General features: G+C 44.6%; 25 protein-coding genes and 1 other RNA gene. 2 read left to right on the top strand and 24 right to left on the bottom strand.

Annotation, left to right across the window (positions count from 1 at the left end):
- Window positions 1–125: 125 nt before the first annotated feature.
- Complete coding sequence (locus HQN88_RS02280) at window positions 126–524, bottom strand: hypothetical protein (protein ID WP_246320005.1); 399 nt, start codon at window positions 522–524, stop codon at window positions 126–128.
- Between the two features lie 300 nt (window positions 525–824).
- On the opposite strand from HQN88_RS02280, the gene HQN88_RS02285 reads away from it, so the two are divergent.
- Window positions 825–2030, top strand: coding sequence for an MFS transporter (locus HQN88_RS02285; protein ID WP_173108611.1), 1206 nt, complete (start codon window positions 825–827; stop codon window positions 2028–2030).
- Window positions 2031–2053: 23 nt separating this feature from the next.
- Here HQN88_RS02285 and HQN88_RS02290 read toward each other — a convergent pair whose 3' ends face one another.
- The 9 genes from HQN88_RS02290 to HQN88_RS02330 all read right to left on the bottom strand — a co-directional run bounded on the left by HQN88_RS02290 (window position 2054) and on the right by HQN88_RS02330 (window position 10184).
- On the bottom strand, window positions 2054–2734 hold the full coding sequence (locus HQN88_RS02290) for a TerC family protein (RefSeq protein WP_173108612.1): 681 nt from the start codon (window positions 2732–2734) through the stop codon (window positions 2054–2056).
- 71 nt (window positions 2735–2805) lie between these two features.
- Window positions 2806–4014: a tRNA uracil 4-sulfurtransferase ThiI gene (gene thiI / locus HQN88_RS02295; protein ID WP_173108613.1), complete on the bottom strand. Its 1209-nt coding sequence runs from the start codon at window positions 4012–4014 to the stop codon at window positions 2806–2808.
- Window positions 4011–5189 (bottom strand): cysteine desulfurase family protein, encoded by a 1179-nt coding sequence (locus tag HQN88_RS02300; RefSeq protein WP_173108614.1) that lies wholly within the window; start codon window positions 5187–5189, stop codon window positions 4011–4013. The genes thiI and HQN88_RS02300 overlap by 4 nt, the downstream gene beginning before the upstream one ends.
- Before the next feature lie 165 nt (window positions 5190–5354).
- Window positions 5355–6065, bottom strand: a complete 711-nt coding sequence (locus tag HQN88_RS02305) for a lytic transglycosylase domain-containing protein (RefSeq protein ID WP_173108615.1) — start codon at window positions 6063–6065, stop codon at window positions 5355–5357.
- A 121-nt stretch (window positions 6066–6186) separates the two neighbouring features.
- A complete protein-coding gene (locus HQN88_RS02310; protein WP_173108869.1) occupies window positions 6187–7479 on the bottom strand; it encodes a hemolysin family protein in 1293 nt (430 codons plus the stop codon).
- Between the two features lie 339 nt (window positions 7480–7818).
- On the bottom strand, window positions 7819–8226 hold the full coding sequence (locus HQN88_RS02315) for a hypothetical protein (protein ID WP_173108616.1): 408 nt from the start codon (window positions 8224–8226) through the stop codon (window positions 7819–7821).
- A 22-nt stretch (window positions 8227–8248) separates the two neighbouring features.
- A complete protein-coding gene (locus tag HQN88_RS02320) occupies window positions 8249–8467 on the bottom strand; it encodes a DUF1540 domain-containing protein (RefSeq protein ID WP_173108617.1) in 219 nt (72 codons plus the stop codon).
- A gap of 47 nt (window positions 8468–8514) precedes the next feature.
- Window positions 8515–9609, bottom strand: coding sequence for a glycoside hydrolase family 15 protein (locus tag HQN88_RS02325; protein WP_173108618.1), 1095 nt, complete (start codon window positions 9607–9609; stop codon window positions 8515–8517).
- A 74-nt stretch (window positions 9610–9683) separates the two neighbouring features.
- Complete coding sequence (locus HQN88_RS02330) at window positions 9684–10184, bottom strand: YpuI family protein (protein ID WP_173108619.1); 501 nt, start codon at window positions 10182–10184, stop codon at window positions 9684–9686.
- 180 nt (window positions 10185–10364) lie between these two features.
- Here HQN88_RS02330 and HQN88_RS02335 point away from each other — a divergent pair, with 180 nt between their 5' ends.
- Complete coding sequence (locus tag HQN88_RS02335) at window positions 10365–12284, top strand: S8 family peptidase (protein ID WP_246320006.1); 1920 nt, start codon at window positions 10365–10367, stop codon at window positions 12282–12284.
- Between the two features lie 125 nt (window positions 12285–12409).
- Here the strand turns inward: HQN88_RS02335 and rnpB are convergent.
- From rnpB to ybeY, 14 genes are all read right to left on the bottom strand, one after another.
- An RNA gene (gene rnpB, locus HQN88_RS02340) (RNase P RNA component class A) lies at window positions 12410–12824 on the bottom strand.
- A gap of 98 nt (window positions 12825–12922) precedes the next feature.
- A complete protein-coding gene (locus HQN88_RS02345) occupies window positions 12923–14032 on the bottom strand; it encodes a Nif3-like dinuclear metal center hexameric protein (RefSeq protein WP_173108621.1) in 1110 nt (369 codons plus the stop codon).
- On the bottom strand, window positions 14008–14772 hold the full coding sequence (locus tag HQN88_RS02350) for a tRNA (adenine(22)-N(1))-methyltransferase (RefSeq protein WP_173108622.1): 765 nt from the start codon (window positions 14770–14772) through the stop codon (window positions 14008–14010). Before HQN88_RS02350 ends, HQN88_RS02345 begins: the two co-directional genes overlap by 25 nt.
- 3 nt (window positions 14773–14775) lie before the next feature.
- Window positions 14776–15606: a hypothetical protein gene (locus HQN88_RS02355; protein ID WP_173108623.1), complete on the bottom strand. Its 831-nt coding sequence runs from the start codon at window positions 15604–15606 to the stop codon at window positions 14776–14778.
- A 120-nt stretch (window positions 15607–15726) separates the two neighbouring features.
- Window positions 15727–16842, bottom strand: coding sequence for an RNA polymerase sigma factor RpoD (rpoD, locus tag HQN88_RS02360; protein ID WP_028558036.1), 1116 nt, complete (start codon window positions 16840–16842; stop codon window positions 15727–15729).
- Window positions 16843–16879: 37 nt separating this feature from the next.
- Window positions 16880–18727 carry a DNA primase gene (dnaG, locus tag HQN88_RS02365; RefSeq protein ID WP_173108624.1) on the bottom strand — a complete coding sequence of 616 codons (1848 nt, stop codon included), beginning with the start codon at window positions 18725–18727 and terminating at the stop codon, window positions 16880–16882.
- A gap of 48 nt (window positions 18728–18775) precedes the next feature.
- Entirely contained in the window at window positions 18776–19240 is a 465-nt protein-coding gene (locus HQN88_RS02370) for a YaiI/YqxD family protein (RefSeq protein ID WP_173108625.1), read from the bottom strand.
- A gap of 90 nt (window positions 19241–19330) precedes the next feature.
- Window positions 19331–20143 carry a pyruvate, water dikinase regulatory protein gene (locus tag HQN88_RS02375; RefSeq protein ID WP_056609721.1) on the bottom strand — a complete coding sequence of 271 codons (813 nt, stop codon included), beginning with the start codon at window positions 20141–20143 and terminating at the stop codon, window positions 19331–19333.
- 176 nt (window positions 20144–20319) lie between these two features.
- Complete coding sequence (gene recO, locus HQN88_RS02380) at window positions 20320–21069, bottom strand: DNA repair protein RecO (RefSeq protein ID WP_173108626.1); 750 nt, start codon at window positions 21067–21069, stop codon at window positions 20320–20322.
- 46 nt (window positions 21070–21115) lie between these two features.
- On the bottom strand, window positions 21116–21268 hold the full coding sequence (locus HQN88_RS02385; protein WP_082593664.1) for a YqzL family protein: 153 nt from the start codon (window positions 21266–21268) through the stop codon (window positions 21116–21118).
- A gap of 93 nt (window positions 21269–21361) precedes the next feature.
- Window positions 21362–22261, bottom strand: a complete 900-nt coding sequence (era, locus tag HQN88_RS02390) for a GTPase Era (RefSeq protein WP_056609724.1) — start codon at window positions 22259–22261, stop codon at window positions 21362–21364.
- 6 nt (window positions 22262–22267) lie between these two features.
- Window positions 22268–22681, bottom strand: a complete 414-nt coding sequence (cdd, locus tag HQN88_RS02395; RefSeq protein ID WP_173108627.1) for a cytidine deaminase — start codon at window positions 22679–22681, stop codon at window positions 22268–22270.
- 36 nt (window positions 22682–22717) lie between these two features.
- On the bottom strand, window positions 22718–23422 hold the full coding sequence (locus HQN88_RS02400; protein ID WP_173108628.1) for a diacylglycerol kinase: 705 nt from the start codon (window positions 23420–23422) through the stop codon (window positions 22718–22720).
- Window positions 23422–23958 carry an rRNA maturation RNase YbeY gene (gene ybeY / locus HQN88_RS02405; protein ID WP_173108629.1) on the bottom strand — a complete coding sequence of 179 codons (537 nt, stop codon included), beginning with the start codon at window positions 23956–23958 and terminating at the stop codon, window positions 23422–23424. The genes HQN88_RS02400 and ybeY overlap by 1 nt, the downstream gene beginning before the upstream one ends.
- Window positions 23959–23972: the final 14 nt, after the last annotated feature.

Here is a 23972-nt window from a genome sequence, read left to right on the forward strand (position 1 = left end):
TTCATAAAACAAGCGTCGGACATAAGCGCCGACGCTTGACATTTACCCTTAGTATACGCAGTTTCTCGACATTATGCAAGACAAAAGGCACACTTAACAAAACTTTTAACTGGAAAGAAGCAAGTTCACCACAATCTTCGCTTTCGGAAAATCATGGAAAGTCCAACAACAACAAGGATCAAAGCGATTACATAAATCCCTAGTTTGACTAGTAAAGTCAAAGCAAACAGCGCTGCCGAAATGATGCCTAACACCATAGCTGCGATCCAAATACCGCGATCACTCCCCCGTTCAAACAAGTGGAGTTCATATAAACCAATTGCAGGACCTAGTATGAAACCTGGCCAAATATAAGCCATAGAACCCCAACCAAATAAGTTGCAAAAGAAAAACATAAGGGCATATACGGTTAAAATGCCGCCAGGAACGAGAACGCCCGCTGGTAAACGGCGGTTAAAATACAACAAATGAAAGAGCAGTCCAGGCACGAGTAAGACAAGTGGCCAAAAAAAGGAAAAAAGCATCTGGAAGACTCCTAATTTGCCTAGCAACAATAAGACAGCTAAGCCAATAAATACAATACCAATGGAGTAGCTATTTCTAGCGATACGAATCCCTCCTCAAATGGGCATAGGTTGAATAGGGTAAATCGACTATAAATCGACACCCTTCAACAAATATTTTAGCTCACATGGCATAAAATTGCTAGGTGTTTATGATTGCCCCAATTTGCGTTCAATTCCAAATGACTGGGTATACTATAGCTCGCACAGGCCCCATTTGCCTTGGCGATCGGTCGTCTGATGTTCAACTGAGGAGGTATCATGGAACAAACTCTAACTAGCGATAAGGTAAAACAGAAACCACTTTGGACCAAAGCTTTTCTGATCACATCACTCGCAAATTTACTGCTTTTTTTTAGTTTTCAAATGCTGATCCCTACGATACCTACTCATCTTTCTCAATTAGGTGGAGACAATGTCCAAGTCGGACTTGTCATTGGGATTTTCACTATTTCCTCACTCCTGACAAGACCATTCGCCGGCAGAGCATTAGACCTTTTAGGTAGAAAACATGTTCTCTTAGTTGGTTTAACTATTTGCGCACTTACCATTGCCGGTTATTCATATATCGCAGCAGTTACGTTAATTCTAGCAGCACGATTCGTTCATGGCATCGGCTGGGGATTGTCGACGACATCGCTCGGAACCGTAATAGCCGATATCATCCCCCCTGAACGCCGCGGCGAGGGAATGGGCTATTATGGGTTATCCAACACCTTGGCCATGGCCGTCGGTCCGTTAACTGGTTTGTGGGTCATGCAATCCATAGGATTTGCTTATGTGCTTTTAATCTCAACTATTCTTGCTATTTTATCTTTGTTTAGCTCGCTTTTCATTACATATCCGAAGCCTCTACACCCAGTGAAACCAAGTCAACGCCCTCGCTTTGTCGATCGCCTATGGGAACAGAGCGCGCTCCTCCCCTCTGCCCTGTTACTATGCAGTGCAATCTGTTACGGAGGAATTGTGACTTTCATTACCTTATTCGGCTTAGAAGCAGGCATTCCTAATGTAGGTTTATTTTTCTTATGCAATGCCAGCATGGTTCTACTCGTGCGTCCCCTCACTGGGGTTCTCTTCGACCGCAAAGGACCGGAGTGGGTGCTGCTCCCTGGAGCGGCTTTCACGATTTCAGGCTTATTATTACTTTCATATGCGCACTCCAACACTAGCCTAGCTATTGCAGCTTTATGCTACGGCGTTGGATTTGGCTCGATACAACCCGCTCTTCAAGCGTGGACGATTCAGCGTTCTTCCCCTGAGCGCCGAGGCGCTGCCAATGGAACCTTCTTCTCAGCCAACGACCTTGGCATTGGATTAGGTGCCATGGCGTTAGGCGCCCTCGCTAACTGGAGTGGTAGTTACGCGATGATGTATAGATACTCCACAACATTAATTATTCTATTCCTCTTAATCTATGGCTGGTCCTTCTGGGCCATCGCGTCGCACAAAAAAACAGCACACTGACCCATGGTCAGCGTGCTTTGAATTCATTCATTCCGCGTCTTGAATTGCAGCATTCGTACCCCTTTGGCGATACCACCTGCCGCAATTACGACAATGGTTGCCATAATGGGGATCCAAATATGTAAAAACTCATAATCATGCAGCAACCAGTCAATCATTTTCTCATCTTTTACAAACATTTCCCCTGCTGTATATCCAAGTATCCCTGCTCCGATAAATACCAGAATCGGGTATTTCTGCAATAAATTCATCACAAGCGTACTTCCCCAAATAATAATCGGAATACTTAGTCCAATACCCAAAATAATGACCGTATTATTGCCATTTCCTTTGGCTGCAATCGCTAATACATTGTCCAAACTCATGACGAAATCTGCAACAATAATCGTCCAAATCGCTTTGCCAAGCGTTGAAGCTTCCTTGACATTGGAATGCCCCTCTTCGTCCGTAAGGAGCTTAATCGCAATCCATAAGAGCAAGATAGAACCGCCCGCTTGAATGAATGGAATTGAAAGCAGACTCACGGCTACAAGTGTCAGTATTAAACGAAGAGCAATAGCGCCGAACGCCCCCCACCAAATCGCAAGCTTGCGCTGTTCAAGCGGCAGATTCTTGCTGGCTAATGCAATGACAACCGCATTATCGCCGCTCAGAACGATATTGATTAACATAATTTGCAGAAATAATAATAACGCATCAATCATTGCTTCACGACCTCCTGGCGAACATGGAGAGCAAGTGATTGGAAAGGGTGCGTTCACAGCAGCGTCGAGAGTTAGAATAAATGGGCGTTAGTTTCCTGTTTCAATTGTCCATGTACGATTTCAATAGTTTCTGTTGCTAAGACCGCTTTGTCAATTAACTCATTTAGAAAACCCATGCTAGCTTCCAGCTTCTCAACCAAGATTAAGTTAGGATTCGTACTAGGAGATGGCGGAAGGAACAAGGAGCAGCAATCCTCATAGGGTAAAATCGAAATAGGAAAAGTCCCAATTGATTCTGCAAGACCAATAATTTCTTGCTTGTCCATCATCATCAACGGTTGAAGGAGCGGTAAAGTGACCACACGACCAATAGCATTTAAACTTGGCAGGGTTTGACTTGCAACTTGCCCCAAGCTCTCACCGGTAACTATGGCTCCAAGTCCTTCACGCTCAGCTATCCGTTCAGCAATTCGGTACATAGCCCGCCTAATGAGCGTGACTAGCAAATTATCCTGATACTCACGATGTATGGAGGTTTGAACCTCTGTGAAAGACACCATGTGAAGCTTTAGGGAGTCCGTGTAGCCTGCCAACTGATTCGCAAGCTGAATGACCTTATCCTTCGCCCGCTCACTCGTATATGGATAGCTATGGAAATGGATAGCCTCCAAGGTCAACCCTTTTCGCATGGCTAACCAACCTGCAACAGGACTATCAATACCTCCAGACAACATGAGCAGCGCTTTGCCACTTGTACCTGACGGGAACCCCCCAGCCCCTTCAATGACTTCAACGTATAAAAGCACCTTATCCTCTCGGATTTCTACACGCAATTCAACCTCAGGCTTTCGAACGTCCACCTGCAGCCCCGGAATCGCTTGAAGCACATAACCGCCAACCAAGTAATTCATCTGCTGCGAGTCATGCGGAAATGCTTTATTAACCCTGCGAACTGTCACCTTAAAAGTCGAAGGTTGCTTAGGTAATGCCTGCATCATCCGCAGCGCTGTTTCTTGAATTGCAGCTAGTTCCAATGGCGCATGATACGCTGGACTGAAGGATGCAAGTCCAAATACACGCTGTAAAGAAGCAGAAGCCTGTTCATAAGCGGCACCCCCTAGCTCCACATATACGCGTCCAAACTCCGGAATATACCTAACATCAGGAAAAGAACTTAAAACTTTACGAATTTGAATTATAACACTCTGTTCAAATCGTTTGCGATTTTTACCCTTTAACATCATTTCGCCAAAACGCAATATTAAACAATCCGGTTTCAATTTCGCTTCCCCCTATGGATGACGGATGGATTTCTCATGGGAGCAAGCTCCTTGGCCACCTCTTGTAATGAGCGCAGGAACAGCGCTATATCTTCTGCTTGTTGTTCATCAGAAAAGCTTATTCTTAAGCCGCTAGCGGCCACATCACGCTGATAACCCAATGCCAGCATGACTTCACTAGGCTCCGATTCACCAGATGTACAAGCTGATCTCGTAGAGATGTAGATCCCCTTCTGTTCTAGGGCATGCACGACGACCTCTGCTTTCATTCCTGCAAAAGAAAAATGAACAATATGAGGAGCCATCTCCTCCTCCACCGCAGAGCCTGAAATTGCTAGCTCAGGTATGGCAGAGATACCGGTCAACAATTGTTGCCTGAGCGCCCGCTTGTGAGCAATTTTCGATGCAAGATGATCCATACTGATGCGCAGTGCTTTGGCCATGCCCACGATCAAAGGGACATTCTCCGTACCTGAACGAACACCAAATTCTTGTCCCCCACCTGCAAGCAATGGTTTGAGCTGTACGCCTGCTCTCCGATATAAGAAGCCTGCACCCTTTGGACCTCGAAATTTATGCGCAGAAGCACTGCAGAGATCAACTCCCCATGTCTTCGGTTCTAGAGGAAGTTTAGCAATGCCTTGTACAGCGTCAACATGAAATATAATTTTCGGAAAACCCGCGAGGAACTGACCAATTTCTTGAATCGGTTGGATCGTGCCAATCTCATTATTCACATACATGATGCTAACAAGAATTGTATCCTCACAAATGGCTGCTTGAAGATCCTCGAGCTGTACGCTGCCAGTCTTAGAGACAGGCAAATAGCTAACACGAAAGCCTTCCTGCTCAAGTCCAGCAAATACTTCCTTAACGGATGGATGCTCGATTTGCGTAGTAATCAGATGCTTGCCTCTTTGCTGATAGTTGTAGGCTACGCCTTTGATCGCTAAGTTATTACTCTCAGTCCCGCCAGAAGTACAAATGATTTCATTTGACGATACCTTAAGCGATGAAGCTATAACTCCCTTCGCGCTTTGCAGAAGCTTCTCAGCTTCTACACCAAGGCGATGAATCGAGGAAGGATTTCCGTAATGAGATTTCATTACTTCCGCGATCGTTTCTATCACTTCTTCATAAAGCGGCGACGTTGCCGCGTAATCCATATAAAGCATAGTTTGCAGATTCCCCTTCATACCCCTAAACTAAAATGATTCTTGTTTCATGGGATGCTTTTCCTATTAAAACGTATATCCGATGAGAACTCAAGTAAGCAGGCAACAATGCGAAAGGCCGATCTCCGCATAGCACATGCGAAAACCAGCCCATTGGATCCGTATTTATTGAGCAAAATTAGAACGATGATCGAGCACTTTTGAAACATACGCTTGCGTCTCTTTCGGCAAGAACTGAAGCTTAGCGGCCAAATCCTGATCTGTCTTTATCCCTAAGCGATCGACACGACCAGGACCAGCATTGTATGCTGCAAGAGCAACGCCTTCGTTCCCATTATATTTCTTCAGCAATCCACTAAGGAAATGTGTACCTGCATCTATATTCTGCTTGGGATCAAATGGATTCGTGACCCCATAACCGCTGCTAGTTCCATCCATTAGCTGCATTAATCCTTTGGCACCTGCGGTTGAAACTGCTTGATGGTTGAACGAGGACTCTTGCTGAATGACCGCCTTAACCAAAGAGGTGTCTACGCCATATTTTAAACTAGCTTGCCCAATGAGCCCTTCAAACTGCGTTACAGATGTCGGCTGTGAGAGGGACTGCAACGGTGTAAATGATTTATTCAAAGCGCCTAACGCGCTTGGCAGATTGCTTAGCGATTGATTAAGTATAGATGTATCTAAAGGGTCAGTCCCCGTATTTACACCTTGGCCCATCAATGTGTTTAAAATCTCACTGAAATCACTAGTTTCGTCCGAGCTTGAAGATGAGGAGTTATCAGCGAAAAGACTTATTTTACTCATCGTCTGAAGCTGAAGCAGCTCTTTCAACACTCTAGGGTCAATTCCTTGCGTATTCGTGATGCTGTTCATTCTCAGACCTCGCTTTTTCATTTTCGATGTATTCATTGTACACGTTTTGAGCCTTGACGACTATACTTTTATTCGAATACATAAAAAAAAGGACAGTCTATTGACTGCCCCCTCTTGCCTTTCAAGAAATATTCTGTTGCAGCATTTCATTGTCATTCAATGATCTTCTCACTGTGACTCGTGATATGCGCAAATGATCGGTTTCTTCAACGATAAACATAAACTCGTCGTTATAACTTACCTGCTGATTACGGCTAGGAGGAATTTCCGTTTGGGAATAAATCCAACCACCGATCGTATCATAGTCATCCGACTCGATTTCAAGTCCGAAGTAATCATTAACTTCATCAATTAACAACAATCCATCAATTGAGAATGTATTCTCATCTTTCATTTCGATCGTTGGGCGCTCCTCGTCAAATTCATCTTGGATTTCACCAACAATCTCTTCCATAATGTCTTCTAACGTCACTAAACCTGAAGTACCGCCGTATTCATCAATGAGCAAAGCCATTTGGCTCTTGCGTTTCTGCATCATTTTCAGCAAATCACTGATATGAATAGAATCCGGTACCGTAGTAATCGGTCGAATGATTTTCTTAATGCCTTTCAGGTTGGCATCAGGCTTCAGCAGATCCTTAATGTGAACAAAACCGATGATGTTATCCTTATCTGGATCACACACTGGGTAGCGAGTTCGCATTTCTTTGATCGCGATAGCTAAGTTCTCTGCATAAGAAAGTCCTGCATATAAGCATTCCATTTCTGTACGAGGAATCATAATTTCGCGTGCTGTCGTCTCAGCAAATCCGAATATATTATCAACAAGCGTGAGCTCTGTGTTATCAATTAGTCCGTTTTTGTGGCTTTCCTGCATCAGGACTCGAATTTCGTCCTCCGTATGCGCAGATTCGTGTTCCGTTGTAGGCTCAATCCCAGCACGGCGCAACATCCAATTCGAAATGCCATTTAATGTCCAAATGAACGGGTACATCATTTTATAGAATAATACCATGGGTCCTGCAGAGAGCAACGTAATTTGTTCCGCTTTACGAATCGCATACGTTTTAGGAAACTGTTCACCTAACGTGATATGAAGAGTAGTCATTAAGGAAAACGCGATAATAAATGTAATCGTGTGAAAAACGGTGTCTGGTAATCCCAGCGGAGCGAATAATGGCTCTAAAATTTTGGCAAACGTCGGTTCACCTACATAACCAAGTCCTAATGAAGTGAGTGTTATTCCTAATTGACACGCACCAAGGTAAGCATCAAGATTATTCATAATTCCTTGAGCAAACTTCGCATTACGCCGGCCTTCACCGACAAGCGATTCAATCCGACTTCCACGTACTTTCACCATTGCAAATTCTGCTGCGACAAAAAAACCGTTTAACAACACTAGTCCAAACATTAACAGAAAACTGATTAACGTTTCGGGCAAAGGATCTTCCAATACCTTACCTATCCCCTAACAAGTGCAAAAGCTGCACCCAGGAGAGTAGGTACACCTCCCTTAATTTTCGATTTTATTTTTTTAAATATCACTACTCATTATATAATAATACTGTAATCATTCAAAGGTGCGAATATGACACTTGAAGCCAAATAGTACGAGCAAATGGGCGTAAACACATTAAAATAAGCCCTTCTCGCGCTTTTACACAGGAATAATGGCATTCTTAAGCCCTTTTCCACCTTTTTTTCTGATTAAAAATAAAAAGCAAGCCGATTTCTCGGCTTGCTTGGCTTGCTAGGAATAATATGGAATCAATAAAAAATAGGCGGCAACGGCAATAAAACCAAGAGCAACGGACCAAGAACCCAAGCTCTTATTTCCCATTACAAAAGCAATAACACCGAGAATAATACCCGAAATCCCAAGCAGTACTGGCCATACAAATAAAGAGGCCAGAGCAACAAACAGTGCAACATACCCCACTGCTTTATTGCGTGTTACAACTTCTACGAGCTCAGCGACTTCCTCATCAGAAACTGTCGAGGTCGAACTGGACTTATAATCTGGGTTTATTCTGGTCTGAGGTACAGCAATCTCAGCTGCATATTCTTCCCCAGCATGGAGTCCGCTTTCGAGATGAAGCTGACTCTTCTGGAATCGCTCCTTGGTGGCATTGTCTAAAGAACTGTCCTCTTTATTCATGCTACCTCCGCGTTACACATACCTAGTTTTTACTCGCAGGCTTAAACGTGTGGCAACACGTATTAGCCGCTTTAGTTGCAGTATCATGATGAGTAGTATCAAACGATTCCTCTGAAGCAAATTCTTCATTGTAGCTAGCATGAGCGTGCTGATCAATTTCAATCATAATCGTGTCCGCATGACAGTTGTTTCCTTGTGTCCAATATTCACAATTCGCTACTGCGCATTTGACTGCTGGCATCATTATCACCCCCTTAACAATTTGCCCGCCTCAGGAGTGAACTATGCCTAGCGAAGTCTGTCAGATAAGACCAAGAACATGGCGTGCGACCACAACAGCGGCAGTGCAGGATCCCCATGTTTCTCTATCCATTCTTTATATACAGCCGGCTCGAGAAGGTGGTCATCTACTTGCTCTGGCAAACGTCCCAGCTCATCAGCCTTGCTTGCTATCCATGCTAAACAGCGCTGAGCTTCGTCTTTATTTCCAAGTTCTAACTGGATCCAGCCATACCAAGCAGTCAGAAGCAGCCACTCGCCGCCCCCGTAATATCGATCTTCGATGTAGCGCCCAATCCCGTCATGTTTAAGATCAGCTTCAATCGCTTGCAGTGTTCGCAGCATAATAGGGTCGTCTGGTTTACATACACCAAATGGTAAGGCGAGCCACATTAGGCTTGCGTCAACACCAAACAACGCCGGTTGCCATACTTCATTCATACAATGAATAGATTTCACGAAGCGCCCGTCATGAACAGCATGCGTATGTATAAAATCTCGGATGAGATCAGATTTCTCAATCAAGGCCGGACGTCCTTCAAGCTCACCTAGCGCCTTCAGTCCTCCATATAAACAGGCCAACGTTGCTGGATGGACATAATCAGGATATTCCTCCCAACAATCAAAATTCGGATAGTGCCAGAATGTCATGACATAGTCTACTGTTATCTCAATGCTGTCCCTGAACTCTTCTAGAAGTGAAGTGTCACCCGTCAAACGTATATGTTCTACAAGCCCCCAGATCCAAGCCCCGTAACCATCTAACTGGAAGTGACCCCATTCGGAATGATCATCTCGCCCATCCAAGTGATACCTTGTCCCTAAAAACTCGGAACGATCAATCCACTCCCTATTCTCGTGTTTTCGCATTAGATCGGTTAGCCGCGGGCGTTTGTCCTTCAGAACTCGATGCACCCAGCGGTAGAATTGCTCCGCACTTTTCGTTTCTCCAACACGATCCATCGCATTTGCTATAAAAGTACCATCACGCAGCCAACTATAGGAATAGGTTGAAAAAAGAGGTGAAGCCACGTAACCTCCGCTAGGATGTTGATTCAGCTTAATAATGTCCTTGCTAACGCTGACTAATTGTTCTAGCTCCATAACGATTTCCTCCCTTTTATATAAAAAGGGATGCGTTGTAACCGCATCCCTTTGTTGGTTTATTTTTTATTGGATTAAACTTTTTCACCTTGCATACGGCGTTGTGTAATGTAATCTGTTTCATAGTATGCAAGATCTTCACGAAGCTCTTCGAACACCTTGGACAATTCGATTGTTAAATCACGCACTTCACGTGATGGTTTCTTGCGGAAACGAATCGCATCTTGTCCTGTATAAGCGTAACGACCATCTTCAGAGTAGCACTCGTTCTTAGGATAGAAAAAGGTATTAACACATGTATGGTATACCTCATAGAGCACTTTTTCCGAAAAATCAACATTAAAAGTAGGACGTCTTAAGCTAACGCCTAATTTCTCATAAGCCACTTCACAAAAAACTAGAAGATGACGAGTGTCCTGTAAATACCCGCGGTAAAATTCGTCCATTGCCGGATCATTTTCCACATTTAACAGTGAGAGAGATTGTTGATTAAGAAACAGTTCCATTTTGGCCGTCGTTTCTTTGAGTTTCGTACGCGTGGAATCACAAACATTTTTCACATTAAAAACAGCCATGTTAGAAGACCTCCTATAATTGCGCTACTTCTATCCTACCATAATTTATCCCGAAGTGGTATATGTAAAACACCAGTTACCATGCATAAAAGATAACCGCTCGCCTAACCCTACTCTTAGATAATATGTTCTTCATTAACGAGTTGACCTTTTTCTACAAACAAAAAGGAGGGCATGAACATGTGGCGCTATCTCTCCACCATTGCGGTTGTTCTTGGATTAGGGGTTATACTCTTTCCGCAGCCTCAACAACGTACCAAACCTGGTCCTGAGGTTTACAGTGCGAAGTATGAAACAACGTCCAAGCTTGCGCTATTAGAACAAGATGTAAAGATTACAGATGAACTTTGCAGAAGTCAATGTGCTATCGATTATACGACCATGCTCAGTCAAATCGAAGGCGGTGAGCCTGTAACCAATGTTATGAAAAACATGCGCAGTCACCATGAGAAAATGGATGTGCTAGTATGGTCCAAGCGCGGTCAGACTTGGGAGCAAGGCATCAAATCGGGAGAACTTCCCCCTGCTTATGCAGACCAGGCCGCAACCTATCTGAAAGAAGCCAAAACTGCCGTAGATGGAGGTAAACATTACCAGTCTCCTAAATTCGGTGCTGGACATCATGTGTATTTCGTCCAAGGAACTGCTTCAACCAACGGTCAAGATTCGCTTATTGGGGTTATTCATCAGGATGTGCTGGCACAAGTGACCGATCATCAAATGAAAAATTTAAGACTCGAGCCTTACCCCAACGAGAACCGTTGGAAAGTAAAAGCCGTTGAAACGAATACATTAAATGAGAAGATTGTCGATCATCCCGAAGATAATCAAGGAACTAGCCACTATCAACAGAATGAAGTCGTCGTCCGTTTCAAAACGGATCCAACGGAGGCTCAGCTCAATCAAATTAAAACAGAGATTCATGCAACATCTGCTCAAAAGCTAGGTTATACGTATGTTTTCCGTACAAATGATAGAGATGCCAAGTCATTGATCGCCTATTTCAGTAAATGGAACGTTGTGTATGTTGAACCACACTTTCTTTATATGACCAATGATTACTATGATGATCAAGAACGAACAGATTCAAACCCATCCAGTACCAATACAGATAGCATTCAAACACCAGTCTCATCAAACTTCGTACCCAATGATAATTTGTATCAAAAATATCAATGGAATTTGCCGTTGATCGAAACATTACAAGGCTGGCAGCTAAACCGCGGCGCAAATAATGTCATTGTTGCCGTAGTTGATACGGGTGTTGATCTGGCGCACCCAGACCTGCAAGGTCAATTACTGCCTGGTTACAATGTCATTAGTGGAAATGATAATCCGCAAGATGATGTTGGACATGGTACACACGTCACAGGCGTTATTTCAGCTCTTGTCAACAATCATCTAGGCGTTGCAGGGATGACTTGGTTTAACAAAGTGATGCCCGTTAAAGTACTAGACCAGACAGGTGCAGGCAGCACATACTCGGTTGCTCAAGGAATTATTTGGGCAACGGATCACGGAGCAAAGGTTATGAATCTCAGTCTCGGCAATTACGCAGATTCTGGATTTCTCCATGATGCTATTCAATACGCCTATGATAAGGATGTCGCACTCATCGCGGCAAGCGGAAATGACAATACTGAACAACCTGGATATCCAGCTGCTTATCCCGAGGTATTTGCAGTTGCGGCCATAGATTCGCAGAATGAGAAAGCGCCCTTCTCCAATTATGGCGACTATATTGATGTGACCGCTCCTGGTGTCACCATCGCCAGCACGTATCCCAACAATCAGTACGCTGCCCTATCGGGTACATCCATGGCTAGTCCGCACGTAACAGCACTCGCTGCTTTAATTCGATCTACTAATCCTAATTTGAAAAATACGGATGTCTATGAAATTATGAGGCAGTCCGCTCAGGATCTAGGCGACAAGGGTCATGACAAATACTTTGGTTATGGCGTGATCGATGTCGTCAAAGCTCTCGAGATGGCGAAACAGGATACGGCTGCTCCATTGTCCTACTGGCCGCAGGATTTAGCGCGCCAATTACATCTTGTACCGCAGAAGTATGCGGGTACCTTGGGGCTTGAGAAATAGAACACTCACCACCTTCCATGCACAGTTAAAAACCTTCAATCCCCCTATTTTTGGCGGGATTGAAGGTTTTATTGATTATAAAATAAAATACCCACAAAGCCGAAGCCTTGCGGGTAACCGACTGAGTGGAAAGTTTGCCGTAAGCCGGGTTCTGTACTTCCAGTGGTCATAACGGGCGTCTGCTCCCCTGCCACTATTGAAGCGACAATCATCTATCTAGGCTGTACATTGCTGCACAGCTCAAGCGACCAACCCGAACGCGTCTCAGGCGAAGACTGCTGCCTCGAAAGCAGCTAGCGTTCCATTAGGTCTTGCTCCAAGTGGGGTTTACCAGGATCTATGTCACCATAGAACCTCGTGGTCTCTTACACCACGGTTCCACCCTTGCCTGTGCTATATTTCAAGCCATCGGCGGTCCATTTCTGTGGCCCTATCCTTCAACTCGCGTTGACTGGACGTTATCCAGCACCCTGCCTTATGAAGCCCGGACTTTCCTCTCGCTATGGCTTACCCATAGCCAGCGATTGTCTGTCAAACTTTCCATTGCATAGGCTAGTATACTAGGAATGCCTACGAATTACAACACATGGTCGTTTCCTTTCTTTCCTGAAACAGCCGAAAGAGAACCAAAACCACGTTTAGACGAATTGAAACGGTTCTGTATTAATCGCGGATGCGAGCACTTGCGTATCCGTCTTGGCCAGCTGCGCGGCGAGATAATCTGCGACGCCGCGCTTCATGATCTTCTCAACGTTGTGACCAACGTCGAGGAGGGCTAACCCCGCCGCGAGCGCATCATGCGCGGTGTGGTAGTCAATGTCGCCGGTGACCAGCACATCGGCGCCGGCAAACATGGCGTGCCGCATGTAGCGGCCGCCAGAGCCACCCAGCACGGCCACCTTGCGAATGGGCCGTGATAGATCGCCGACGACGCGCACCGTCGGCACGTCGAACACAGCCTTCGCGTGCTCCGTGAGCTCGCGAAGTGTCATTGCCGCGGACAGCTTGCCCACGCGGCCCAAACCGAACACTCTACCCTTGAGGTCCATCGGGTAGAGGTCATAGGCCACCTCCTCGTAGGGGTGGGCCTTCAGCATAGCAGTTACCGCTTTGCGCTGAACGCTAGCGGTGACGATCGTCTCTACGCGTACCTCTTGTACGCGTTCCAGCTTCCCAACTTCCCCGATAAACGGAGTAGCCCCTTCCTGCGGCAGGAACGTCCCCGTCCCGGGGATATTGAAGCTGCAGGAGCTGTATTGGCCAATGCCGCCAGCTCCAGCCTTAAATAGGGCATCCAGCACGACTTGATGATGCGTCTCCGGTACGAAGACGACGAGCTTCTGCAACTTCTCGGTATGCACATCTTCCAAGTGTGTCATCTCAGTTAAGCCTAGTTGCTCTGATAGCAGATCATTAACGCCGCCTTCTGCTACATCCAGATTCGTATGAGCAATATACACAGCGATATCATTCTTAATTAATTTTTCATATAAACGACCTGCTGGTGTTTCTGTCTGAAGATGTGCCAAAGGTCTGAATATAATTGCATGATGGGCAATAATTAGGTTCGCTCCAGCTTCAATAGCCTCATCAACAACGGCATCGGTCACATCAAGAGCAACAAGCACCTTCGTGATCTCTTTCTGTAGTGAGCCAAGCTGCAAGCCGATTTTATCATCGGCCATCGCGTAATGCTTCGGAGCCAGTTGTTCAAACAACTGGATTACGGTTTGACCTTTTGCAAGCACGCGAGTACCTCCTTAATTTCATGCATTTCTTGGCTAACTTGCTCTGCTTTCGCGATGGATGCCTCTGCAGTAGATAGCTTCAGTTGGTCTACGATCATGGCCAGCTTCTTAAGTTCACTTTCCCACTTCACAAACCAAACCTCAGGCGTCTCATTAATCAAATATGGACCCATCTGTTGCAATCGTTCCTTGGAAACAGTAACTCCACCTTGAAGAATCCGCTCCTCATAAAGCGCTTCTAAAGCTCCGCGTTCCTCTGTATTAGCGGTAACCGCGGTTAAGATCTCATAGATCTTGCCATCTTCTTCGAGAATTGTTTCTGATTCCAACTTCCAACCATTGGAGAGCAGCCAACGCCGCACATGATCTTCACCCACATTCGGTTGTAGAATCAAATGTTGAACGCCTGGAAGCTTCAATTTACCAGCCTCTAGAATGCTCGCCATTAAGCTGCCACCCATGCCAGCGATCGTAATGACATCCACTTCACCTGCCTCAATTACCGCAAGCCCATCACCTGATCTCACTTCGATGATCTTGGATAAACCGCTCTCGAGCACCTGTCTTTGGGCTGCCTCGAACGGCCCAGGGTTTACTTCCCCTGCAACCGCAGCAACGATAATCCCCTGCTGTGCCAAATAGGTTGGCAATAACGCATGATCCGAACCGATGTCAGCAACTTTCGAGCCCACTGGCACGCGATCCGCAATCATTTGAAGTCTTTTCGATAATTTAACCATATCCTACATTACCCACTCTACCCATTTTTTTCGCAGCAAAAATAATGCTACGCCTACTGAAACTAATTTCGCCGTGAATGATAGTTGAATGACACGCGAGCTCATGTCTACATCTACGAGGAAGGTCATGGCCTCAGGGATAAACCAAACCAAGCCTCCTACTAGCATGAGCACGCTAGCCGCTTGTTTATTCGTGTGATGTGCAAGCCAAGCCATCCATATGAGTACAACGCTTACAGGTACCCAGCTTAATTGGAGTGAAAACCAAGCAGGATGCTCTAACTTTTGCATCAATAACCAGCTATAAGTCCCTACAAGCCCTAGCCATCCACAAATTTGAAAAATCGCCATTCGACCAATCAAACCATTAAATAACCAGATAAAGCTGCAAAATGCCAAATATCCAATGTACGTTGTTGACGTGTGTATGTCCGACAAGTCCATGATATGTAACCCCAAAAGTAGCATAGCAATAGATGCTATGCCGCACAAGACATAAGCAATGACAGGCTTGCGACTAAATTGTCTATATGCAAATGCATAACAAATAAAGACAAAAAGTGTGGAAATACCAATTTGCATTGGCAATCCAAAAGAGTTAAAATTAAGAGCAGATAAGGCAAGAGCGGCAATTACCGCTAATGCGAACAACCATATTTTCCAATTACTGTTTGTTACAGCCGTAGCCGAAACACCCAAAAGTGAAGCCGGTTTAGGGGTCATATCATCCACATACAAATTCATTAGAAAATCGCAATAATGCTCGGGCAGCAATTTGCTCCGGCGCCAATGATCGATTTCTCTTACTATCACTTTTCTTCTCTCAGCATCCATCTATTCGCTCACCTTCCTAGCTACTTTATCGGTGATTCAATGCTCAGATTTTAGTAAATTTTTAAAGGAAACCGCAAAAAAAGACCCCGCCGAATTTGGCAGGGCCCACTCCAAGCGATTTTATTCCAAAAAGTCCTTCAAACGTTTGCTACGGCTCGGATGTCTTAATTTCCGCAAAGCTTTTGCTTCAATCTGACGAATCCGTTCCCTTGTAACACCGAATACTTTACCGACTTCTTCTAATGTTCTTGTACGTCCATCATCAAGTCCGAAACGTAAGCGAAGCACATTCTCTTCTCTTTCAGTTAACGTATCTAGCACATCTTCAAGTTGTTCTTTCAAAAGCTCGTATGCAGCTGCATCCGCTGGCGCGAGCGCTTCTTGATCCTCGATAAAATCCCCTAAATGTGAATCATCTTCTTCACCGATTGGTGTTTCTAAAGAAACAGGCTCTTGTGCAATTTTCATGATTTCACGAACTTTATCCGTGCTTAAATCCATCTCTTTTGCAATTTCCTCTGGCGTAGGTTCGCGCCCCAGTTCTTGCAGCAATTGACGTGAAACACGAATCAATTTGTTAATCGTTTCTACCATATGTACCGGAATCCGAATCGTTCTCGCTTGATCCGCAATTGCGCGAGTAATCGCTTGACGAATCCACCAGGTTGCATAGGTACTGAATTTGTAGCCTTTGGTATGGTCGAACTTCTCCACAGCCTTAATAAGACCCATATTACCTTCTTGAATCAAATCAAGGAACAACATGCCGCGACCTACATAACGTTTGGCGATACTTACAACAAGTCGAAGGTTAGCTTCAGCTAAACGACGCTTCGCTTCCTCATCCCCATTTTCAATACGTTTAGCCAACCCCACTTCGTCTTCCGCGGAAAGAAGCGGTACGCGACCAATTTCTTTCAAATACATCCGAACTGGATCATTAATTTTAATCCCCGGCGGCAAAGCCAGATCATCATCGAAGTTAAATTCATCGCGCTCGTTTTCTTCCGGATTCATCGAATCTTCATCTGACTCATTCCCCACATCAATACCTTGCTCGGAAAGTTGTTCAAAGAACTCATCGATTTGCTCAGGATCCTGATCGAAGGGAGCTAATTTCTCCATGATATCCTTGTAAGTTAGTGAGGACCGTTTTTTCCCCTGCTCTATAAGTTGGTCTTTCACCTGGTCCAGGGTCAATTCTGTCTCTAATTCTGTACGCTGATCATTCGCCATGGTACGGACTCCCTCCTCCCTAGTCATGTCAGTTTAGCTAAGATGACTTCAACCGTTTTTCTAGGGCAATAATTTCAATTGCAATTTGTGCAGCTTTAAGATGGTCTCCCTCGCGTACTGCGCGAGCTTGTTCTTCTTTCTTGCGTTCAACTTCTTCTTGCATTGGAACTTTGCGAATTTGGCGAATATAGTCGTCAATCACTTGTTCGTGTAGTCCATGACCGGCTCCCATCATAACGATGGAGCTAGCCAAGCTCTCCAGCTGTTCGTCTTGCAGCATGGCAATGTATCGGCTTGCATCGGGCTCTAAATACTGAGCGTAGTAAGCATATAAATAAGCAGCTAAGACTGCGTGAGCTTCAACATTAAACTGGTCACCCAATTGCGCTTCAACATGAGCACATACGTCACGATCGTGCATCATTACGGCTAAAATCAAACGCTCTGCATTATGATATGCGGGTAGCAACGAGGGCGTTTTCTTCTTTGTTCGTTCCGCTGGTCTCCCATTATTCATAACATTATTCCACAGAATTGGTTTATTATCCCCATCTGGTCGGTTTTTTTCCGATTGCAATAAGATTTCATGGAGATCCAACTTCATGGCTTCATAGGAAGAATCAGGAAACTCTGAAGCTAACTGTTTGAGATAATGTTCGCGTTCCATTGGAGATTGCAACTGGCTAATTAATTTCACAGCGGATTGCAGATAACGTAGTCGTTCACCGTCCTCATGCAATTTAAAATTTTTGCGGATGTATAAGAGCTTATATTTCATCGATGGCACGGAAGCTCCAATAATCTCCCTTGCGAATCGGTCAAACCCATATTGACGAACATAATCATCTGGATCTTTGCCATCTGGCAGCATCGCAACCGTTACTCGGCTTCCGGTCTCTTCCAATAAAGGAATACTCTTGAAAGCAGCAGATTGTCCTGCATTATCACCATCATAGCAAATGACGATTTCATCCGCGTTGCGGTTCAGTAAGGCTGCATGCTCTTTGGTTAATGCCGTGCCCATTGTTGCAACACCATTGGTAATACCTGCTTCCCATGCTTTGATCAAATCTACATACCCTTCGAAAATAACCGCTTGCTGAAGCTTTCGCATATTCGGCCTGGAAAGATGAAGATTGTACAAAGTCCTACTTTTATTAAAAAGTATGGATTCAGGGCTGTTTAAATATTTGGGTTGCGCATCCCCCATAGCTCTGCCGGCAAATGCAATGACCTTGCCCGTCGAGTCGCAAATAGGGAACATGATACGTTCACGGAATTTGTCCACGTAGCCATGACCTTCATGTTTGGCGGAAATCAAACCGCCTTTCTCCATTAAAGCTAAATCAAATCCACGTTTGTCCAATTGTTGAACGAGCGTGTCCCACATTAATGGTGCGTAACCAATCTGAAACGTATCAATCAGCTTATCGGAAATTCCTCTAGAGGTCAGATAGCCTTTCGCCGCTTTACCTTGATCGGTGTTACCCACGACATAATGATAGAATTTGGCTGCAAACTCATAGGCCTTTAAAAGGGTGGCTTTTTCTTGCTGCTGCTCATTCTGCTCGTCAGATACTTCTTCCCAAGTTATTGGGATATCTGCGTCTTCTGCAAGCTTCGTGATCGCTTCTGCAAAGGTTAAGCCCTCGATTTCCATAATGAACCGAATTAAGTTCCCCCCTGCCTGGCAACCAAAGCAACGATAGATCTGTTTCTCTGGTGTAACCGTAAACGAAGGACTTTTCTCCGAGTGGAAAGGACATAGTCCCTTCATATAATGCCCTTGTTTGCTTAAATGTACGTGCCTTCCGATGACATCTACGATATCATGGCGCTTCAGTACAGCCTCAATAACCTCTTCAGGTATGCGTCCGTACCTCATTTCAATCCACCTACAATTCAGGTCGCTTTTCCGACTAATTACTATTCGCTATTTGTTTTCGATTTCCTGCAAATTTTTTAAAAGATTTGTCAAACCATGTAGAAAATTTTTGCGATCCGTCTCTGTAAAGGGTTTTGGCCCTTTCGTATGCTTACCATTTCTTCGCAATTTAGCGGAGGCATGGCGGCGTTCCAACAGATAATCAATCGAACTATCGGTATATTCCTGCCCCCGATTCGTCAAACAAATCGAACCCTTCGCTAAACCCAACGCGGCGAGTCCAAAATCTTGTGTTACCAGAATATCACCTGACCGAATCTGATTGGCAATATATAAATCGACAGATTGATCGGAACGATCTACTTGAACTACCTTCACACCTGGATTTTCCTTCATCTTATGATCAAATGAAGCAACTAGAACAACTTGTACGCCAAACTGTCTACCCGCCTGTTCGATCTCCGACTTTACAGGACAAGCATCGGCATCAACGATAATACTTCTTGCACTCAAGTGTCAGCCCCTGCCTTCAGAAGAAATCTCACCGTACTATTATATACGATGGACTTGCAAAAAATCCTGCAAGCCAGAACATAAAGCTTTCTAGATATGTTCAATATGATCCATAATTAAACTGGCTGTTTCTTCAACAGCACGATTCGAAACATCAAAAATGACACACCCGATTTTGCTCATAATTTTATCAGCAAAATCCAGTTCTATTTTAATACGTTCAACATTCGCATAGGTTGCATTTTCTGCAAGTCCAAGTGTCCGGAGACGTTCTTGGCGTATTACATTTAATTTATCAGGGTCAATGCGTAAGCCGATAATCTTATCTTTTGGCACGGTATAAATGGCAGCAGGCGGCTGCATTTCCGGAACTAGTGGCACATTTGCCACCTTCAGTCTTTTGTGCGCCAAATACATGGATAACGGGGTTTTGGACGTACGCGATACACCTAATAGAATGATATCAGCTTTCTGAATGCCGCTAAAATCGCGACCATCATCATATTTAACAGCAAATTCAACGGCTTCGACCTTCTTGAAATAGTCTTCATCCAGTGGATGAATCATCCCGGGTTGTCTACGCGGTTCTTGCCGCAATGCCTTCCCTAGCGTCGTCACAACAGGGCCAAGTAAATCGATAAAGGGAATATCATATTGTTTAGCTTTCGTTATCAAATCATCCCGCAGCTCAGGAATAACTAACGTAAATACAACAATTCCTCCATGCGTTCGAATCCCATTAATCACTTTATCTATACCCTCGAAATCGTGAATAAACGGAGCGCGAACGATTTCTACAGGCACTGGATGGAATTGCATAGCAGCTGCCCGAACAACAGACTCTCCTGTTTCACCGACAGAATCCGAAACAACATAAACACGAGTAGGTTGTGGATGTTCCATCTTCCTAACCCCTTTCAGCAGGGACAGACCCTACTAGCATTTGTATGTAAAGAACATCAGAACAGAACGATAGCATGAGAAAAACCTCACCGATATGCGGATAGCACAAGGGCGAGGTGTTTTCCACCACATCATATCAAAGGGAGAAACACATGTCAATTGAATCGCATATTCATTTAAATATTGTATTTCTCCATTTGCTCAATAAAACCTCTTGATTTCCACTGCACACCAATATGTATGTCCATGTAGGCACGCATGCATTGCTTAAGCTGCTCTTTCGTCTCCTCTTTCACTTGAACGGAACCCAGTCTGCGCATGTCCATTCTAGGAAAAAGTCTTAGGAGTTTCTGTGCACCTTCACCAATAGCAATCGCAGAGGCATCTTTATATCGACAGCGACTGCATAGCGTACCACCCATATTCGGGCCGAAAGTCGTGATTCCAGTTGTTTCACCACAGGCGACACAAGCATCCGTTATAGGCAAATAGCCAGCTAAATCAAACATTTTCATTTCATACAAATGCGTGACGATTTGCATGTCCTTATTTTCTTCAATGGCCATTAGACCAGCCTTGAGCTGCTCGAAAATGTAGTTATTGCCTTCTTCATCACCCAGCATGCGATCTGTCATCTCTGCTAAATAAGAGGCATAGGCCGATTTATGTAAATCTTCGCGTAATGCATGATGAGCCTCAATAATTTCAGCTCCGTTGAGAGATCCCATCTGACCTCGTTGTTTAAAAAAAACAAAATCGCCGTACGTAAACAGCTGCGTAACGGCGCCATGTTTGCTCTTCAATTTCTTCGCACCGCGAGCCATAACTCCAACTTTCCCCAGCTCGGGGGTGAATAAACGAATAATTTTGTTGCCTTCTCCGTAGTCCATGCTACGAATGACAATCCCTTGAACGCTATGCAGCAAATAGCTTCCCCCATGAATGCCGCTCTGAATACACGAGTTCTTACTCTCACATATTCAGACCATCAAGCGGCTCTTCGTTACTTTGATCCTCTTCTTGCACTTCTGAATCCATGCCAGGTTCTCCCGTTACTTGTTTGTACAGCAGATAGGCGTCCACATCACCGGTCTTTGAAAAATACGTCCACGAAAAATCTTTCATGTTCAGCATCCTCCCCATCGAACGTGATGTTCATAGGATGTGCATTGAGCGCGTCAGTATGCGATGTAAAAACTGGTACTCTCAGGAAAAAAATTACTCGTGACGGAAACCGAGGTCACGAAGCACTCTGTCTTGGTTTCTCCAGTCTTTCTTAACTTTTACCCATAATTCTAAGAAGGTTTTGGAGCCTAATAGTGTTTCGATATCTCGACGGGCTTGACGCCCAATTTCCTTCAGCAACGCACCTTGTTTACCGATGACGATCCCTTTTTGCGATTCACGCTCTACGAAAATGACCGCGGAGATATGAACGATCCCATTCGGTTCGACACGCATATCTTCAATCTGAACGGCAATAGAATGTGGGATCTCTTCCCGTGTCATATGGAGAATTTTCTCACGCACAAGCTCCGCACAAACGAACTGCTCCGGGTGATCTGTAATTTGATCTGCAGGGTAGTACTGAGGTCCCTCTGGCAAGTAGCGAATAATTTGTTCGAGCAACGTCGTTACATTATTCCCTTTCAACGCGGATACAGGTACGATTTCTGCGAAATTGTATAGGTCCTTGTAATTGGTAATAATGGCAAGCAGCGCTTCAGGCTGAACGAGGTCGATTTTATTCAACACCAGGATAACTGGCGTTTCAATATGTTTTAACTGCTCGATAATATAGCGGTCTCCCCCACCTATACCATCTGCAACGTCAACCAAAAATAATACGGCATCAACTTCACCAAGTGTCCCATGAGCAACTTTACTCATGTAATCGCCTAGCTTGGACGTAGGTTTATGAATACCTGGTGTATCTAGAAATACAATTTGTCCATTATCTGATGTATACACACCATGAATCTTATTTCTAGTTGTTTGAGGCTTATCCGACATAATCGCAATCTTTTGTCCGATAATTTGGTTCATTAATGTTGATTTTCCGACATTCGGGCGTCCGATAATCGCGACAAACCCTGATTTAAATTCTTTTTTGGCCACTTCTACTTATCCTCCATTTGTGTGCAAATCTTTCGTTGTAAAAGCGCCTGGCAATAAAGCAGCCACCGTCGTTTGAACGAAAGCTCCTTTGAGATTACTCAAATATACAGGCATTTCCGGTTCGCACAATTCAATTAGTACTTGTCGACATACGCCGCATGGCGAAATCGGCCCTTCCGTATCTCCAGTTACCGCGATTGCTTGAAAGGATCCCCTCGGATGCCCATCTGCAATAGCACGGAATAACGCAGTTCTCTCGGCACAGTTCGTCGGTCCATAGGCAGCATTTTCGACATTGCATCCTAAATGCACGTGTCCATTCGCGTCCAATAACGCGGCACCGACCTGAAAGTTGGAATAAGGCGTATAGGCTCGCTTCATCGCGTCCTTAGCGAATTCAATGAGTTCTTGCGGATTCATAGCCATCCACCCTTTTATTAATTAGTAATAGTTAAGTTATAGCATGTTTAAGCAGGTAAAAGCGAGGAGCGTCACCACAATGCCAATCATTGCGCCCAAAAAGAGTGCTGGGAACGGCCTTGTTTTCTTATCATACAAAACAATAAGGATAATAATAGATAGCGTGTATCCAAGTAAGGCGGCAATCGTTTCGGTGACTAGTACCAATATGACTGTAGCGATCGCAAAGGCGATAGCTGTTAATAAACTGGGTCTAACTAGTTTCCCTTTGTCAGAGAATCTGGTTTCAATCACGATGACTGTAAGCATGACTAGAGCAATTAAGATCCATATTGCCCCCGCTGACATCGGTGTTTCTTGAAGTCTGGCGTGCCGTAACAATTGATCGATTGGCTCATAGAAAACAACTAAGCCGACAACGATTGCAAACATTGCAGACACCAATACGGACGCCGCGGCGACGTCCTTCGCAATTTTGGCTAACGGATGGCGGTCTGGCATAGCTAGATCCACCGTTTTCTCGACAGCCGTATTAATTAGTTCCGTAACAATCATGAGTGTGACGGCTAATAAAATAAACAATATATCGGTTTTGGATAAATGAACAAAAAGAGCTGCTAATAACACAAGAAACGCAACGGAAAAATGAAACTTCATATTTCGCTGCGTATCTAGTGCATATTTGATTCCTTCATAGGCATACCGAAAGCTTCTACGCCATTTACGGAAGCCGCCTGACATTAGCGTGTCAAGCCTGCCTTCTGCAAAATGTCCTCCTGTTTAGCGAACATCACTTTCTCTTCTTCTTCACTCTGGTGATCATATCCAATCAGATGTAAGAAGCCATGAACAAACAAGAAGCCCAGCTCACGTTCAACGGAATGACCATACTCTTCTGCTTGCGCAATCGCACGTGGCACAGAAATTATAATATCGCCAAGAGGCTCAATAAACGCCTCCGATACGGTTTCGCCTTCTTCAAGCTCCCCCTCAGATTCGTCACCATCATCTTCATAGTTAATTTGAATTTCATCATCGCCAAATTCACTCATCGCAAAGGATAGGACATCTGTAGGCTTGTCTAAATTGCGGTACTGCTTGTTCAAATCTTGGATTGTCTCATCATCTACGAACGTAAGGGCAACTTCACCTTCAGATACGCCTTCACTCTCACCTGCAAGCTTGAGCAGTTCCTCGAGCTTCTCTATGAACGCCGGCGAAATTTCTTTCTCTTCCTGCTCACTGCTCCATGCTAATGTCAAATCTACACTTGCCATAGGGATAAACCCTC

The sequence above is a fragment of the Paenibacillus qinlingensis genome (assembly GCF_013204845.1).
Classification (GTDB): domain Bacteria; phylum Bacillota; class Bacilli; order Paenibacillales; family NBRC-103111; genus Paenibacillus_E; species Paenibacillus_E qinlingensis.

Excerpts from the sequence above, each read along its gene's own strand:
- HQN88_RS02280 (WP_246320005.1), bottom strand. The coding sequence starts at position 524 with ATGCTTTTTTCCTTTTTTTGGCCACTTGTCTTACTCGTGCCTGGACTG.
- HQN88_RS02285 (WP_173108611.1), top strand. The coding sequence starts at position 825 with ATGGAACAAACTCTAACTAGCGATAAGGTAAAACAGAAACCACTTTGG.
- HQN88_RS02290 (WP_173108612.1), bottom strand. The coding sequence starts at position 2,734 with ATGATTGATGCGTTATTATTATTTCTGCAAATTATGTTAATCAATATC.
- HQN88_RS02300 (WP_173108614.1), bottom strand. The coding sequence starts at position 5,189 with ATGCTTTATATGGATTACGCGGCAACGTCGCCGCTTTATGAAGAAGTG.
- HQN88_RS02305 (WP_173108615.1), bottom strand. The coding sequence starts at position 6,065 with ATGAACAGCATCACGAATACGCAAGGAATTGACCCTAGAGTGTTGAAA.
- HQN88_RS02310 (WP_173108869.1), bottom strand. The coding sequence starts at position 7,479 with ATGTTTGGACTAGTGTTGTTAAACGGTTTTTTTGTCGCAGCAGAATTT.
- HQN88_RS02315 (WP_173108616.1), bottom strand. The coding sequence starts at position 8,226 with ATGAATAAAGAGGACAGTTCTTTAGACAATGCCACCAAGGAGCGATTC.
- HQN88_RS02320 (WP_173108617.1), bottom strand. The coding sequence starts at position 8,467 with ATGCCAGCAGTCAAATGCGCAGTAGCGAATTGTGAATATTGGACACAA.
- HQN88_RS02325 (WP_173108618.1), bottom strand. The coding sequence starts at position 9,609 with ATGGAGCTAGAACAATTAGTCAGCGTTAGCAAGGACATTATTAAGCTG.
- HQN88_RS02330 (WP_173108619.1), bottom strand. The coding sequence starts at position 10,184 with ATGGCTGTTTTTAATGTGAAAAATGTTTGTGATTCCACGCGTACGAAA.
- HQN88_RS02335 (WP_246320006.1), top strand. The coding sequence starts at position 10,365 with ATGTGGCGCTATCTCTCCACCATTGCGGTTGTTCTTGGATTAGGGGTT.
- HQN88_RS02350 (WP_173108622.1), bottom strand. The coding sequence starts at position 14,772 with ATGGTTAAATTATCGAAAAGACTTCAAATGATTGCGGATCGCGTGCCA.
- HQN88_RS02355 (WP_173108623.1), bottom strand. The coding sequence starts at position 15,606 with ATGGATGCTGAGAGAAGAAAAGTGATAGTAAGAGAAATCGATCATTGG.
- rpoD (WP_028558036.1), bottom strand. The coding sequence starts at position 16,842 with ATGGCGAATGATCAGCGTACAGAATTAGAGACAGAATTGACCCTGGAC.
- dnaG (WP_173108624.1), bottom strand. The coding sequence starts at position 18,727 with ATGAGGTACGGACGCATACCTGAAGAGGTTATTGAGGCTGTACTGAAG.
- HQN88_RS02375 (WP_056609721.1), bottom strand. The coding sequence starts at position 20,143 with ATGGAACATCCACAACCTACTCGTGTTTATGTTGTTTCGGATTCTGTC.
- HQN88_RS02385 (WP_082593664.1), bottom strand. The coding sequence starts at position 21,268 with ATGAAAGATTTTTCGTGGACGTATTTTTCAAAGACCGGTGATGTGGAC.
- cdd (WP_173108627.1), bottom strand. The coding sequence starts at position 22,681 with ATGAATCCGCAAGAACTCATTGAATTCGCTAAGGACGCGATGAAGCGA.
- HQN88_RS02400 (WP_173108628.1), bottom strand. The coding sequence starts at position 23,422 with ATGTCAGGCGGCTTCCGTAAATGGCGTAGAAGCTTTCGGTATGCCTAT.
- ybeY (WP_173108629.1), bottom strand. The coding sequence starts at position 23,958 with ATGGCAAGTGTAGATTTGACATTAGCATGGAGCAGTGAGCAGGAAGAG.